We start from the raw sequence: 13,505 nt of genomic DNA, 5'->3' as shown, positions 1-13,505 counted from the left end.
GCGCCGCAAAGGCCGGGAAACATCGCTTTTCGCAGCCTGCAGGCGATCGGGCATGCCGGAGTCAGGTTGACGGGGCCGCCTTCGGCATGCTTCCTGCCTGTATCATGAGCACAGCCTCCTCCATGCGCCGGTCGAAGGCCTTCAACCTTGCCAACATGCTGACCTACGGCCGGCTGGTGGCCGTGCCGGCGGTCGTCGGCCTTCTGTTCTGGCCGGAGGATCATTGGTCCCGCTGGGCCGCCCTGGCGGTTTTCGCCATTGCGGGAATCACGGACTACCTGGACGGCTATGTGGCGCGCGCGTACGCGCAGCAATCCGCCCTCGGACGGATGCTCGATCCCATCGCCGACAAGCTGCTCGTTGCGGCATGCCTGTTGATGCTGGTTGCCGACAAGACGATTCAGAGCTGGTCCTTGTGGGCTGCCATCGTCATTCTCTGCCGGGAGATCCTGGTCTCCGGGCTCAGGGAATTCCTGGCCGAACTGAAGGTTGGCGTTCCGGTCAGCCGGGTCGCCAAGTGGAAGACCACCGCGCAGCTCGTGGCCGTCGGATTCCTGATCGCCGGGCCCGCCGGCGAAACGGTCCTGCCGGGCACGGTCCTGATCGGAACGATCCTGTTATGGGTTTCCGCGATCCTCACCATCTATACCGGTTGGGATTATCTGAAGACCGGAATCCATCATATGATCGATGAAGGGTAGGGCGGCCATGAAGCTCGTTTACTTCGCCTGGGTGCGTGAGCGCATCGGCCGGACGGACGAGACCGTGGAATTGCCGGAGGGTATCGAGACCGTCTCCGATCTCGTGCGCTGGCTCAAAACCCGCGGCGAGGAATACGAATACGCCTTCGAGAACGAAGAGATCGTGCGCGCCGCCATCGATCATGTCCACGCCAAGCCCGATCGTGTCATTGCGGGAGCGCGAGAGATCGCCTTCTTCCCGCCAATGACCGGCGGCTGATCTTCGCAAGGACAGACGTGAGCGTCACCATCCAGATTCAGGCCGATCCTTTCGACACGGCCCGCGAGACGGCTCTCCTGACGGCTCGGCGTGCCGATATCGGCGCCGTCGTCAGCTTCGTCGGATTGTGCCGCGACGAGGGAGGGCGATTGTCTGCCCTCGAACTCGAGCATTATCCGGGCATGGCCGAAGCGGAGATCCGGCGGATCGCCGAGATGGCCGGGGAACGCTGGCCGCTTCTCGGGCTGACCGTGATCCACCGCCACGGCATGATCCGGCCCGGGGAGGACATCGTATTGGTTCTCACCGCTTCCGCCCATCGCGAGGCGGCCTTCTCCGCGGCGTCCTTCCTGATGGATTACCTGAAGACCAACGCTCCGTTCTGGAAACGCGAGCATCTGCGTGACGGAACGAAAGGCGCCTGGGTCGAGGCCGCCGCGCGGGACGACGCGGCGTTGGAGCGCTGGGAACGGACACAGGGCTGAACCCTACGGATGCGCGCTCAAATCGGTTCGCGGATGCCTGGCGATGGGGATGCGCCGACGCCCTCTCGCGCGCTTCTCCTGCCTGTTCCATATCCCGCTTGACGAGGCATCACCATAGGTAGACCCTCAAATCAGAAGGGATCGACGGAGGTGCTCTCATGCGTTACGTCGCCATCGCCTTGAGCTTGTTTCTTGCCGGTGGGTCCGGCGCTGCCGAGCGGACGAATACCGCTCAAGCACAGGCCCCGAACCACAACCCTCTCGATTGCTATTGCAGGGCAGGGGGAAAGATGTTCCCGGTCGGGGAGAAGGTCTGTCTCAGAACGGCGGACGGACCGCGTCTGGCCCAATGCCGGATGGAGATCAACGTAACGTCCTGGGCCTTCAGCGAAACACCCTGTCTCGACTCATGAAAACGCCGCCGGAAGGTCCGGCGGCGGGTTCTTTGAAACTCGTGGGCGAGGCGATTGTCGGCTTACAATGACCGATCAAAGCTTCCTCTAGAACACCCCGACGACAATGGCGCAGATGAATGCGAGAGACACGCAGACCGCTGCGATGTTGAGCTTGGAAGCCTTATCCAAATTCGACGTCAGGTTCATGGGAATCCCCTGTCTGAATAGAGGGGTACGTTAACAAAGCCTTAAGTATATGAAAAGCGGTCGGTGCAATGGAAATTCTGGAAAACCGCCCGGGCACTGGTATACCAGATCCTAAAGGCTTGACCGGACAACGGAATTTTTCGACCGGGCAGACTTGAAAAAGTTGCGTTCCGTTTTGAACGGGAAAATCTTCACAATTATACCGGCTGATAACGAAGTTTATTCTCAATGTATTTCGAAGATCGACCCTTTTTCTTACTTTTACGTCTGTAATGCTTACTTAAAAACTTTAGCCCTGCGGTGTGAAGTGTTGACGGAATGTTTACGTCCGGCTTGGTAATTTCCCCGCATGCGTCGTGGGTTAGTTGCGTTTTTTGCCCTATCGATGGTTGGGCTCGGTGTCACGGGATGCGGTCTGTTCCGGTTCGAACAGCGCGAGCCCTGGCGCGCCCAGGCCGAGGAGGCCTGCTTGGCTCAACGCCTCGTCCAGCCTTCCGCCTATATGGCCCTGTCCTCCAAGATCGATGGGCCAGGGGTGTGCGGCATGGATCACCCCTTCAAGGTTTCAGCCTTCAACAACGGGTCCGTCGGTCTCAAATCGAAAGTAACCCTGGCCTGCCCGATCATCCCCCGGATCGACACGTGGATCGACGAGATCGTCAAGCCCGCAGCCACGTTGTATTTCGGCGTCCCGGTCGTGGATCTGAAGGCAGGCTCCTATTCGTGCCGCCCGCGCAACAATCAGCGCGGCGCGAAGGTATCCGAGCATGCGTTCGGCAATGCGCTCGACGTCATGGCTTTCGTGCTTGCCGACGGCCGGGAAATCGCCGTCGCGAAGGGCTGGAAGGGTGAACCCGCAGAGCAGGAATTCCTCCGTGAGGTGTTCGTCGGCGCATGCCGCTATTTCAACACCGTACTGGGCCCAGGCTCCGACGCCTTTCACTACGACCACCTTCATATCGATCTCGCCCGGCACGACCCACGGGGCACCCGGCGCATCTGCAAGCCGATTCTGAAGTTCGAGGCCCGGATCGATCCGGAGCGCAGCCGCTTTGCCGAGACGAACCCCGCGCCAACCGGGGATCTTGCGCCGATCGACATGGAGCAGGATCTTCCCGAGGGCGACTATGCGGCGGGCTCCGCGCCGGGGCCTGCGGCCGGCGCCGCTCCCCTGATGGGGGCAAATCGCCCTTATTCGTCGGCACAAGCTCCGGGAGCGGGCGAATTCGCGAACCTGCCGGGATCGGGCGGATATCCGGCGTCGCCGGCGCCACGTCCGATCAACCAGACCGCCATTCCCCCTTCAGCCCGCCTGCCGGGGCCGGGCGAGCCGCTCCCCCTGAACGGTACCGGAATCTACTAAAGCGAGAAGCGGAGCCTTGACGTTCTGCGCCGGCGCTTACATGGTCCTCAAAACGATCACGGGATCTGTTGGAGCATTGCGATGAAGTGGCTGGCGGCTTTGGTTTCTTGCGTGCTGTTGAGCGCACCGGCGTTGGCTCGCGAAATTACCCCGGCCGAGCGGCGGGACCATTCCTATAGCGCTTCCCTTCCGTCATGTTCGGATCCGTCGGTCCTCGGCCAGATCTCCCAGGATTTCTCGACCCGCGAAAGCCGCTTCTGGTCCTCGTCCCTGACGATCGTCGCCTTCGAGCAGCTGGGCGAGACCTCGTGGCGCCCCTGGGGACTGGATTATATCCCCCGTCGCTATTGCACCGGGACCGTGATCGTTTCCGATGGCTATAAGCGCCGGATCAACTACTCGGTCCGGGAGAAGCTCGGGTTCCTCGGCTTCGGCTGGGGAACGGAATGGTGCGTCGTCGGGCTCGACCGCAACTACGCCTACGCGCCATTGTGCAAGCAGGCGCAGCCGTGAGGCCGGCCTGGCGCCTTGCTGTTGCGGGTGCCTGGCTCTTCACTGCCTTTCCGGCCACCGCCCAGCCGATGCAGGAGGCGCGGGGCGCGCCGACCGGGGCCTTCGATTTCTATGTCCTTGCCCTGTCATGGTCACCGGGATTCTGCGAAGTCGGCGCCCGTGGAAGCGAGCGTAAGCAATGCGAGGACGGGAACGGCCTCGGCTTCGTGATCCATGGCCTGTGGCCGCAATCGGATCGCGGCTATCCCACCTTCTGCGAGCCGCAAGGACGCTTCGTTCCGCGAGCGGTGATCGATCAGATCGACGGTCTTTATCCGGACTCGAACCTTGCCCGTTATCAGTGGCGCAAGCACGGCACTTGCTCCGGGGTCAGCCCCAGCGAGTACTTCGCGCTTGTGCGAAAGGCGCGAGATCGGGTTCAGATTCCGGATGGACTGAAAGGTCCGCAGGCGGAAACCCACGTCATGCCCATCGAGATCGAGCGGGCCTTCGCCAACGCCAATCCGGGGCTGAGACCGGAGATGATGTCGGTATCCTGCGGCCGCCGGGTCTTTCAGGAGATCCGTATCTGCCTCGACAAGGACCTGCGCGGCTTTCGCCAATGCCCGGAGGTCAACGAGGACGGATGCCGCGCGGGACAGATCGCGGTTCCGGCACCGCGCTAGGTCCGCGGTCCTTTGATGGCATGAGAACCATGATGGTTTCGCACACGTCGTGAACGTGCTTTAGATCGTCCATGAACTATCGCCATGCCTTCCATGCCGGCAACTTCGCCGATGTCATGAAACACGTCCTCCTCGTGCGGGTCCTCACCTATCTCCAGCGCAAGGAAACGCCTCTGCGCGTCATCGATACCCATGCAGGCCTAGGGCTTTACGACCTTGCCGGTGACAAGGCGGGGCGCACCGGCGAATGGGTCGACGGCATCGGGCGTTTGGACACCGCGTTCGCGCCGGAGGTCGAAGCCTTGCTCGAGCCTTACCGCAAGGTTGTTGGCGATGTCCGTGCGCGCCATGGAGCGAGCGTCTATCCCGGCTCGCCGGGAATCCTGCGCGAGCTCCTGCGCCGGCAGGATCGCGGCGTTTTCGTGGAGCTGCATCCGGCCGACTTCCAAGTCCTGAACGAGAGCTTCAATTCTGTTTCCAACCTGAAGGTGATGCATCTCGATGGCTGGACGGCGCTCCATGCGCTCATTCCGCCCAAGGAAAAGCGAGGCGTCGTTCTGATCGACCCGCCGTTCGAGCAGCCGAACGAGCTCGAGCGCATGGGAACGGAAATTCTTGCCGCTTTGAGGAAGTGGGAGACCGGTGTCTATGCCGGCTGGTACCCGATCAAGGCTTCTGGTCCGGTCGACGCCCTCGTGAAACGGCTCGATCAGGAAAGCCCGAGGCCGGGGCTGCGTCTTGAACTGCTGGTGGACGACCCACGGGATCCGGCCCGCCTCAATGGAAGCGGTCTCATCGTATTCAATCCGCCCTGGGCTCTGCGGAACGAGGCCGAGATCCTGCTGCCTGCCCTCGCAGAGCGGCTCTCGCGGGGGAGCTATGCGGGCTATCGTTGTGAGCCATTCGGACCCGCCGCATGAAATCCGTTGCGGCGACCGGGCAGGATCGTCATGAAAGCACGGTTATCTTTGTCCAGGTTTTCTCACATGCTGATCCTTCGCACGTCTCCCGCTTCCCCCTTCGGCCGCAAAGTCAAGATTGCCGCCTCGTTGCTCGGTCTGTCGGACCGCATTGAACTTGTCGTCGCCGATACGACCAATCCGGACGACACCATCCGCCAGCAAAATCCACTCGGAAAGATACCGACCCTTGTTCTGGAGAACGGGGAAACCCTCTACGATTCCCGCGTGATCATCGAGTATCTCGATTATCTCGCCGGCGGCGGAAAGATCTATCCGGCCGGGGACGAGCGATTTCTCGCTTTGCGGCAACAGGCCCTTGCCGACGGCATCATGGATGCGGCGCTGCTTCAGGTCTACGAAGGACGGTTCCGCCCGGCGGAGCGGCACGAGCCCAAGTGGGTCGAACTGCAGGTCGGCAAGGTCCAGCGTGCTTTGGATTATGCCGAGGGCCACTACGCGACGCCGGCGGCCGATCTTCATGTGGGTCACATCGCGCTGGCTTGTGCCCTCGGCTATCTCGATCTGCGCATGGGCGGTCGCTGGCGCGACAGCTATCCCAGGCTGGTGGCCTGGCTCGCCGATTTCGAGGCGAGGGTGCCGGCCTTCGCCAAAACCCGCGTGACGGCCTGATAAACGAAAGGCCCGGCGATGATCGCCGGGCCTTCTTGTTTCTGCCGTGGCAGATCAGTCTTAGTAGGTCGAGAACTTGTAGTTCAGACCGGCGCGGACAACACCGAACTCATCCTTGTTGCGGCCGCCGCCATAGTAGCCGAGGCCGTAGATGCTGTTGTTGTTGCCCGTGTCGATGTTCACGTACAGACCTTCGATCTTCGCGGTCAGGTTGTTCGTGAAGGCGTATTCGAGACCGCCACCAAGGGCCCAGCCGCCGTTATCGCCGTTGAAGGCAAAACCGCCGGTGGCGTAGATGAGCGCGCGATCGAAGGCAAAGCCGGCGCGGGCGCGGACGGTGCCGAACCAATCGTCGGAGTCGTTGCCGCCGTAGTAGTAGCCGATGGTCGGGCTATAGAGCAGGCGGTTGCTGCCGCCGCGGTCGGCGAACTGAACGTCGCCTTCGACACCGATGACGAACTGGCCGATCTGGTAGTTGTAGCCAACCTGGCCACCACCGACGAAGCCGCCGTCGCTGCCGCTGTCACCGCCGTAATATCCGACCAGCGGATCATAGAAGAACGGATCGTTGTTGTTGGTGTTCCAGCCGTAACCGGCGTTCACACCGACGTAGAAGCCGGTCCAGGTGAAGATCGGAACCGCCGCAACGATAGGAGCCGGGGGAGCAGCGCGTGCGGGAAGATCCGCCGCGGAGGCAGCACCGGCAAAACCGAAAAGGGCCACACTGGCTAGAAGGAATTTTTTCATGATACTTTCCTATTCGACGTTCCCGGTCCCGATTCACAAACACACAATTGACTCGGACCGAGCCAGACTACGGATCCTTTATAGGGTAAGAGCCTCGTGAGGACTGTGACTTGTCCACCACAACGCCGAAAGGCACTGTGACAGCAATGTGGCAGAAGCTGCCTTGTTGTTTCCCCTTGGCATCCCCTGATCCCCAAAACGCTTGACGGCCCAGTTTGTTCGAGACGCAGTGATGAAATGTGATTTTGGGCCCAAAGTGAGGAGAGTTCTCCGGTGAGCTCACGTCAAGATGCTATAAAGAGGGAGGCGGCGCTGGTGACCGGTGGGGCGCGGCGGATCGGGCGGCGTCTTGTGGAAAGGCTCGCGGCGGAGGGGTTCGCGGTCGCCATCCATTGCAACCGTTCCACGGACGAAGCCGAAACCCTTGCCGATGCGATCCGTCAGAACGGCGGGAGCGCCAGCGTCGTCCAGGCCGACCTTTCGGATTTCCACGCCGTCGCTCGTCTGTTGGCTGCCGCAAGCACCGCCATCGGACCTTTGACGCTTCTGGTGAACAGCGCGTCGGAATTCGAGCCGGATGAGGTTCTGACCCTGTCTCCGGAACGCTGGGACCGGCACTTCGCGGTCAACCTGCGGGCGCCGGCTTTTCTGGCGGGGGACTTTGCTCGTCAGATGCCGAACGGCGCAAAGGGTCTGATCGTCAACATCGTCGACCAGCGGGTGTGGAAGCCGACGCCGCAGTTCTTTTCCTATTCGCTCACGAAATCCGCTCTCTACAGCGCAACCCGGACGATGGCGCAGGCCTTGGCCCCGCACATCCGGGTCAATGCCATCGGCCCGGGCCCCACCTTGGCGAACACGAGACAGGCGGAGGCGGATTTCGCCAAGCAGACCGAGGCTCTGCTTCTCCGCCGGGGCAGTACTCCGGACGATATCGCGGACGCCCTGATGTATCTGGTCCGTGCCCAGAGCGTCACCGGCCAGATGATCGCCGTGGACGGGGGACAGCACCTCGCCTGGGAAACCCCCGACGTTACAGGTATGATGGAATGAGCGTGATCGCCGAGATCAGCCGGCCGTAATCCGGCTCATTGCGCTGAGTGGAGCGCCGGTAGCTGAAGAAATGCTCCTCGTTTGCGTAGGTGCACAGGCCCAGATTGGCGAACTCCCCGATCCCGGCCTTTTCCAGCCTCCGGCCGATATAGCCGGGCAGGTCGAACATGGCATGGTCCGGGCGTTCGCTGGGGATGAAAAAGCTCTCGTTCTGCGGGTCCTGTTCCAGGAAGCGCGCCCGGAAATCCCCACCGACCTCGTAGGCCCCCTGGCTGATCGTGGGGCCGAGCACCGCCACGATCTTGTCCCGCCGCGCGCCGAGGTTCACCATCGCCTCGAGGGTCGCCTCGAGAATCCCCGTGAACGCACCCCGCCACCCGGCATGAGCCGCGCCGATGATCCCCACATGGGGATCTGCAAACAGAACCGGACCGCAATCGGCCGTGGTGATGCCGAGGGCAATTCCCGGGACAGCCGTCACCATGGCGTCCGCCTTGGGCCGCTGGCCGGCCCAGGGGCCGTCGACCACGACCGCGTCCGGAGAATGGACCTGATGAACACTCACCAGGGCATCGGGCTCGACCTCCAGTTCCTCCGCCATGCGCCGCCGGTTCTCACGAACCTTTTCCGGGTCGTCGGACGATCCGAGGCCGCCGTTCAAGGATGCATAGAGCCCTTCGGATACGCCGCCCTCCCGGGTGAAGAAGGCATGCTTCAGATTGGGATAGGTGGCGAGTTCGGGGGCTTCGACGAACATGAGCTTCAGGTCCTTGCCGGGGAGAGGGGGTGGAGGGCCAATCCAGGAACGGTCTCGAGGCCGGAATGACTTAGGGCCAAAACCTTAAAGAGCTCCCCCATGCCCTTCGCGCCACGTTCCGTCAGCCGCGCCAGGGCCTTGTCGATGGCATCGGCCTGCGCCGGTGTCGCCCGCTGCCTGAGAGAGGAGGCCCGCGCCGTGATGCCGAGCGCTTCAAGAAAATCCCCCTGGGTGGCCATGCCGTACACACGGCCGTTCTCGCGCAGGGCGGTTTCCGCAAGGCGGTGGAAGTCCACATGAGTCGTCAGGTCCGCCTCGCCGGGCTCGGTGAGAGGATCGGCGTAGCTATGCCCCTTGATCGCCTGGAGCGTGTCCCGGAAGGCCGGCCCCCAATAGCCGTAGTCGATGATCAGCGCGGCGCCGCTCTCCCGCGCCATCCATTGTGCCAGGCTTCGCACGAGGGACTGGGCGACCGCCGGCCATTCCAGCACATCGCCCCGCCTGATCGGATTGCCGAGGCCGCGTTCCGGATCGGGCTTCAGGCCGAAGGTCAGGCTTTCTCCGTCGAGGCCGACCAGGCGCTCGCACCAGCCCCGGTCCGTTGCCAGAAATTGCCTGACCGGCAGCGCGTCGAAAAACTCGTTGGCGACAACCAGAAGAGGTCCCCCGGGGACATCGTCGAAACTGTCATGCCAGGTCACGGCGGTGCCCGACTGGGCCAGGGCGGCCTTCTGGCGCTCTCGAAGAACGGGGCTTGTTTCCACCAGATGGACCGAGGTCGCCGCGAGAAAGTCCGGCATGAGGCGCGCGGCCCGCAGAAGATCCGCCATCAGGGTGCCGCGTCCGGGGCCGAGCTCGACGAGCCGGATTCGCTCGGGGCGTCCCATCCCATGCCAGACCTCCAGCATCCAGAGGCCGATCAGCTCTCCGAACATCTGGCTGATCTCCGGCGCCGTCGTGAAGTCGCCCCTTTGTCCAAGCGGATCCCGGGTTCCGTAATAATGGGCGAGGCAAAGGCCCATGTAGCGCTCGACCGTGATCGGCCCCTCCAGGGCGATCAGGCTGCGCAGGGTATCGGCGAAGGCGGTCACGCGGGCTTTGCAGCGGTCGAGGGGCGGGTCAGGCCCCGCACCGCAAGGGCAATCGTCACGATTCCGGCAAGCGCCATGGGGACGGACAGAACCATTCCCATCGTGATGCCGCCTTCAAGGAACGGAACCGAGGTGCCGAACAGGAAGCCCAGCTGCTCGTCCGGTTCGCGGAAGAACTCGCAGCCGATCCGCGCCACCGCGTAACCGAGAAGGAAGATCCCTCCGAGGAGGCCGGGGCGGCGGAAGCCGAAGCGGCGGACGGCGATCGCCATCACGATGAACAGGACCAGCCCCTCGGCAAAGGCCTCGTAGAGCTGGCTCGGATGCCTGGGGATCGGCCCGCCATGGGGAAACACGATGGCGTACGCAAAGTCTGGAGCCGGACGCCCCCACAATTCGCCGTTGATGAAGTTGGCGATACGGCCGAAGAACAGGCCGATCGGCGCGACCGTCGACGCAAGGTCGAGGAGCGTCAGGGCGTTCAGGCCGCGAGAGCGGGCGAAAAGCACGATGGCCAGGGCCGCACCCAGGAAGCCGCCGTGAAACGACATGCCGCCGCGCCAGACGGCGAAGATTTCGAGCGGGTGAGCCAGATAGGCGCCCAGGTTGTAGAAAAGGACGTACCCGATCCGGCCGCCGAGGACGACGCCGAACGCGACCCAGACGATCAGGTCATCGATATCCACCGGCTTCGGCTGGGGCGAGGGCGTCCAGAGGTCCGCCCGGGCCGCAAGGCGCTTCGCATAGAACCAGCCTCCCAGAAGCCCGACCACATAGGCCAAGGCGTACCAGCGAACCGCAAAGGGGCCGATCGAGAAGGCAATCGGATCGATAAGAGGGAAGGCGAGGCCGGAAAGAGGCATTCGGGAAGCCTTGGTGCGTTTTCTGCCATTGGACCGTCAAAGCCGGGATCGTCAACCCTGTTGCGGTCGGCGGCGAAAGCGCCCATGTGTGAGCCCATGCGGCATTCCTGTCCGCCCTTATGATCACGGAAAGACCCATGACTCAGAGCTCCAACCGGCTTTTTGATGAACTTGCCCGCCTCGCGACAGATGCCGCCGGTGCGGCCCAGGGCGTAAGGCGAGAGGTCGAGGGCGTGGTCAAGAGCCAGATCGAGCGTTTTATCCAGGATATGGATGTGGCGACCCGCGAGGAGGTCGAGGTTCTTCGCGAGATGGTGTCTGAAGCCCGGGCGGAGAACGAGCGCCTCGCGGCACGGATTGCCACCCTGGAGGCGAAGCTAGGCGAAACCTCGCCTCAGAATCCGGCCGCGTGACGCCGTCCACAGCCTTGTCGATGACGCAGGGCCACCTGTTGTGGACAAGGTCAGACAGACGCATTGTGACGGGAGTCAAAATCTAAGACTGTCGATCCATGAGTTGATTCGCTTCGACTTGGGAAAAGCTTCCGGTTATCGAATGTATTCGGAAGTGGTAACCACAATTGATGCGAGTTTACGTTACGACATTGCTTGGTTGTGCTTTGCATAATTCAGGCAAGATTTCATGGAACGATAATGTCTCAGCTTCACATCGAAATTGATCGGCAGGAACATCCGCTCGATGTTGTCGAGCGGCTGGCTTCCCTCCGTGACTGGATCTTCGATCGCGCCGAAGCTGACGAGATGTCGGTTTCGGTCTCCGGTAAATGGGCCGATTACCACGTTGCTTTTACCTGGATCGAGGATGTCGAGGCGCTTCATGTCGCCTGCGCTTTCGACCTGAAGGTGCCGGACCGGCGCCGCCAGGATGTCCTCCAGCTCATTTCCCGCATCAACGAGCAGCTCTGGGTCGGTCATTTCGATCTCTGGAGCAAGGAAAACGTCGTGATGTTCCGGCATGCCCTGCTTTTGGCGGGCGGAGCCGATCCGACCCACGGACAGTGCGAGACCATGCTGCGCGTCGCTGCGGAGGCCTGTGAGCGCTACTTCCAATCCTTCCAGTTCGTCGTATGGGCCGGAAAATCCCCCAAGGAAGCCCTCGACGCGGTTTTGTTCGAAACGGAAGGCGAGGCCTGAGCCCGCCCTCGACAGCGAGGCTCCGGGATCGCTAGATTTCGGGCCCGCAACATCTTGAAGGCTCCTCCATGTCCGTATCCGTATCGCACCTGCCGTCCTCTCTCGTTTTGCTGGGTGCGGGGAAGATGGGCGGCGCCATGCTGGAAGGATGGCTCGCTCAGGGAATGCCGCCGGCGGGCGTCACCATCCTCGATCCTCGTCCGTCCGAGGACATGGAGCGCCTTTGCAGGGATCGGGGCATCGCTCTCAATCCTGCCGCGCCTCGGCCGCCGGAGGTTCTGGTTCTCGCCGTAAAGCCACAGCTGCTGGATGACGCGGCCAAGGACCTGAACAGGCTTGTTGGGCCGCAAACGCTGATCGTGTCGATCCTTGCGGGCAAAACCATCGGTGATCTGCGCAAGCGGCTGCCTGCGGCCCATGCCGTCGTGCGGGCCATGCCCAATCTGCCCGCCAGCATCGGGCGCGGCGCCACCGGGGCCGCCGCGAGCGACGATGTTTCGGAGGCCCAGCGCCTCGTCGCCGACAACCTGCTGAAAAGCGTCGGCGTAGTCGAGTGGCTCCCCTCGGAGGACCTCATCGATGCAGTGACGGCCTTGTCCGGCTCCGGGCCGGCTTATGTCTTTCATCTGGTGGAATGTCTCGCGGAAGCCGGGATCGCCGCGGGGCTGCCGGCGGATCTGGCGCAGCGGCTTGCCCGGGCCACGGTCACAGGAGCGGGGGAGCTCCTTTTCCAGAGCGAATTGTCGCCGGAAACCCTCCGCCAGAACGTCACCTCGCCCGGCGGCACGACGGCGGCCGGACTGCAGGTCCTCATGGCGGATCCCGGCGGCCTGAAGGCGCTGATGAAAAGCACCGTCGCTGCGGCAAAGACGCGTGCGGAGGAGCTGGCAGGCTGACGAAGCGCGCGCGCAACCTACATTAGCTTCAAGGTACCATTCACGGCCAGGAGGTTGCCATGGCGGCGGACGTCTCATCCAAGCGCAAAGCAGTTATCGACGCCCTGATGGGTCTTGCCGCTCAGCGGCGGTGGGATGAGATCGAGATCGCCGATGTGGCGCGGGCCGCCAACCTGTCCCTTGCGGAGTTCCGTGACCTCTTTCCGTCCAAGGGTGCCGTACTCGGCGCCTTGTCCCGTCAGGTCGACAAGGAAGTCCTGGAGGGAACCACCGAAGACCTGGCCCAGGAGCCTGCACGGGAGCGCATTTTCGATGTGTTCATGCGCCGCTTCGATGCTCTGGCCCCTTACAAGAGCGCTCTTCGCACCATCATGCGCGATCTGCAGTTCGATCCCTTCGCCCTGGCGGCCTTGAACCGGGAAGCGCTCAATTCCCAGCGCTTCATGCTCGCGGCCGCCGGGATTTCCACGGAAGGCCCGCTCGGCACGCTCAAGATCCAGGGTGCGGCGCTGGTTTACGCCAACACCCTGCGGACCTGGCTCGAGGACGACGATCCGGCGATGGCCAAGACCATGGCCCGGCTCGACCGGGAACTGCGTCGGGGCGAGAGGATCCTGGAACGCGCGGAGGACGTGCGCCGGCTGACCGCTCCGTTCCGCGCCGCCGGCCGAGCCCTGATGGAAAACCGCCGCTCGGCCAGAAGCTACACGAAGCGCAAGGATGACGGCGAGGCCAGCAATCCGGCTGCCGCCATCTAGCATTCC

At 62.9% G+C, this 13,505-nt stretch carries 18 protein-coding genes; 14 read left to right on the top strand and 4 right to left on the bottom strand.

The window, feature by feature from the left end; translation table 11 throughout:
• The first annotated feature begins 86 nt into the window (after window positions 1-86).
• From pgsA to LJD17_RS13630, 9 genes are all read left to right on the top strand, one after another.
• Window positions 87-701, top strand: a complete 615-nt coding sequence (pgsA, locus tag LJD17_RS13670) for a CDP-diacylglycerol--glycerol-3-phosphate 3-phosphatidyltransferase (protein ID WP_406600805.1) — start codon at window positions 87-89, stop codon at window positions 699-701.
• A gap of 7 nt (window positions 702-708) precedes the next feature.
• On the top strand, window positions 709-960 hold the full coding sequence (gene moaD / locus LJD17_RS13665) for a molybdopterin converting factor subunit 1 (RefSeq protein WP_227384731.1): 252 nt from the start codon (window positions 709-711) through the stop codon (window positions 958-960).
• A 17-nt stretch (window positions 961-977) separates the two neighbouring features.
• Window positions 978-1,445, top strand: a complete 468-nt coding sequence (locus LJD17_RS13660; protein ID WP_227384730.1) for a molybdenum cofactor biosynthesis protein MoaE — start codon at window positions 978-980, stop codon at window positions 1,443-1,445.
• Window positions 1,446-1,603: 158 nt separating this feature from the next.
• A complete protein-coding gene (locus LJD17_RS13655) occupies window positions 1,604-1,858 on the top strand; it encodes a hypothetical protein (RefSeq protein ID WP_227384729.1) in 255 nt (84 codons plus the stop codon).
• A gap of 538 nt (window positions 1,859-2,396) precedes the next feature.
• Window positions 2,397-3,410: an extensin-like domain-containing protein gene (locus LJD17_RS13650; protein ID WP_227384728.1), complete on the top strand. Its 1,014-nt coding sequence runs from the start codon at window positions 2,397-2,399 to the stop codon at window positions 3,408-3,410.
• A gap of 81 nt (window positions 3,411-3,491) precedes the next feature.
• Complete coding sequence (locus LJD17_RS13645) at window positions 3,492-3,923, top strand: hypothetical protein (RefSeq protein ID WP_227384727.1); 432 nt, start codon at window positions 3,492-3,494, stop codon at window positions 3,921-3,923.
• Window positions 3,920-4,588 (top strand): ribonuclease T2, encoded by a 669-nt coding sequence (locus LJD17_RS13640; protein ID WP_227384726.1) that lies wholly within the window; start codon window positions 3,920-3,922, stop codon window positions 4,586-4,588. The genes LJD17_RS13645 and LJD17_RS13640 overlap by 4 nt, the downstream gene beginning before the upstream one ends.
• Before the next feature lie 71 nt (window positions 4,589-4,659).
• Complete coding sequence (locus tag LJD17_RS13635; RefSeq protein ID WP_227384725.1) at window positions 4,660-5,508, top strand: 23S rRNA (adenine(2030)-N(6))-methyltransferase RlmJ; 849 nt, start codon at window positions 4,660-4,662, stop codon at window positions 5,506-5,508.
• Between the two features lie 66 nt (window positions 5,509-5,574).
• A complete protein-coding gene (locus LJD17_RS13630) occupies window positions 5,575-6,180 on the top strand; it encodes a glutathione S-transferase family protein (RefSeq protein WP_227384724.1) in 606 nt (201 codons plus the stop codon).
• Between the two features lie 60 nt (window positions 6,181-6,240).
• Here LJD17_RS13630 and LJD17_RS13625 read toward each other — a convergent pair whose 3' ends face one another.
• The gene (locus tag LJD17_RS13625) at window positions 6,241-6,927 is read right to left on the bottom strand and encodes an outer membrane protein (RefSeq protein ID WP_227384723.1); all 687 of its coding nucleotides are present in this window, start codon (window positions 6,925-6,927) and stop codon (window positions 6,241-6,243) included.
• 273 nt (window positions 6,928-7,200) lie between these two features.
• Between LJD17_RS13625 and LJD17_RS13620 the strand changes: the two genes are divergently transcribed.
• A complete protein-coding gene (locus LJD17_RS13620) occupies window positions 7,201-7,980 on the top strand; it encodes an SDR family oxidoreductase (RefSeq protein ID WP_227384722.1) in 780 nt (259 codons plus the stop codon).
• Here LJD17_RS13620 and pgeF read toward each other — a convergent pair.
• The 3 genes from pgeF to lgt are packed head-to-tail and all read right to left on the bottom strand — an operon-like array spanning window position 7,961 to window position 10,691.
• Window positions 7,961-8,737 carry a peptidoglycan editing factor PgeF gene (gene pgeF / locus LJD17_RS13615; protein WP_227384721.1) on the bottom strand — a complete coding sequence of 259 codons (777 nt, stop codon included), beginning with the start codon at window positions 8,735-8,737 and terminating at the stop codon, window positions 7,961-7,963. The two genes, LJD17_RS13620 and pgeF, sit on opposite strands and share 20 nt — an antisense overlap.
• Window positions 8,738-8,742: 5 nt before the next feature.
• Window positions 8,743-9,828 carry a class I SAM-dependent methyltransferase gene (locus LJD17_RS13610; RefSeq protein ID WP_227384720.1) on the bottom strand — a complete coding sequence of 362 codons (1,086 nt, stop codon included), beginning with the start codon at window positions 9,826-9,828 and terminating at the stop codon, window positions 8,743-8,745.
• Window positions 9,825-10,691, bottom strand: coding sequence for a prolipoprotein diacylglyceryl transferase (lgt, locus tag LJD17_RS13605; protein ID WP_227384719.1), 867 nt, complete (start codon window positions 10,689-10,691; stop codon window positions 9,825-9,827). The genes LJD17_RS13610 and lgt overlap by 4 nt, the downstream gene beginning before the upstream one ends.
• A gap of 137 nt (window positions 10,692-10,828) precedes the next feature.
• Here lgt and LJD17_RS13600 point away from each other — a divergent pair, with 137 nt between their 5' ends.
• From LJD17_RS13600 to LJD17_RS13585, 4 genes are all read left to right on the top strand, one after another.
• Window positions 10,829-11,104 (top strand): accessory factor UbiK family protein, encoded by a 276-nt coding sequence (locus tag LJD17_RS13600; protein ID WP_227384718.1) that lies wholly within the window; start codon window positions 10,829-10,831, stop codon window positions 11,102-11,104.
• A 240-nt stretch (window positions 11,105-11,344) separates the two neighbouring features.
• Window positions 11,345-11,845 (top strand): type III secretion system chaperone family protein, encoded by a 501-nt coding sequence (locus tag LJD17_RS13595; protein ID WP_227384717.1) that lies wholly within the window; start codon window positions 11,345-11,347, stop codon window positions 11,843-11,845.
• Between the two features lie 68 nt (window positions 11,846-11,913).
• Entirely contained in the window at window positions 11,914-12,741 is an 828-nt protein-coding gene (gene proC, locus LJD17_RS13590; RefSeq protein WP_227384716.1) for a pyrroline-5-carboxylate reductase, read from the top strand.
• A gap of 59 nt (window positions 12,742-12,800) precedes the next feature.
• Window positions 12,801-13,499, top strand: coding sequence for a TetR/AcrR family transcriptional regulator (locus LJD17_RS13585; RefSeq protein WP_227384715.1), 699 nt, complete (start codon window positions 12,801-12,803; stop codon window positions 13,497-13,499).
• Window positions 13,500-13,505: the final 6 nt, after the last annotated feature.

The organism is Microvirga rosea (assembly GCF_020595095.1).
Taxonomy (GTDB): domain Bacteria; phylum Pseudomonadota; class Alphaproteobacteria; order Rhizobiales; family Beijerinckiaceae; genus Microvirga; species Microvirga rosea.
This window is presented reverse-complemented; position numbering and strand designations above follow the sequence as displayed.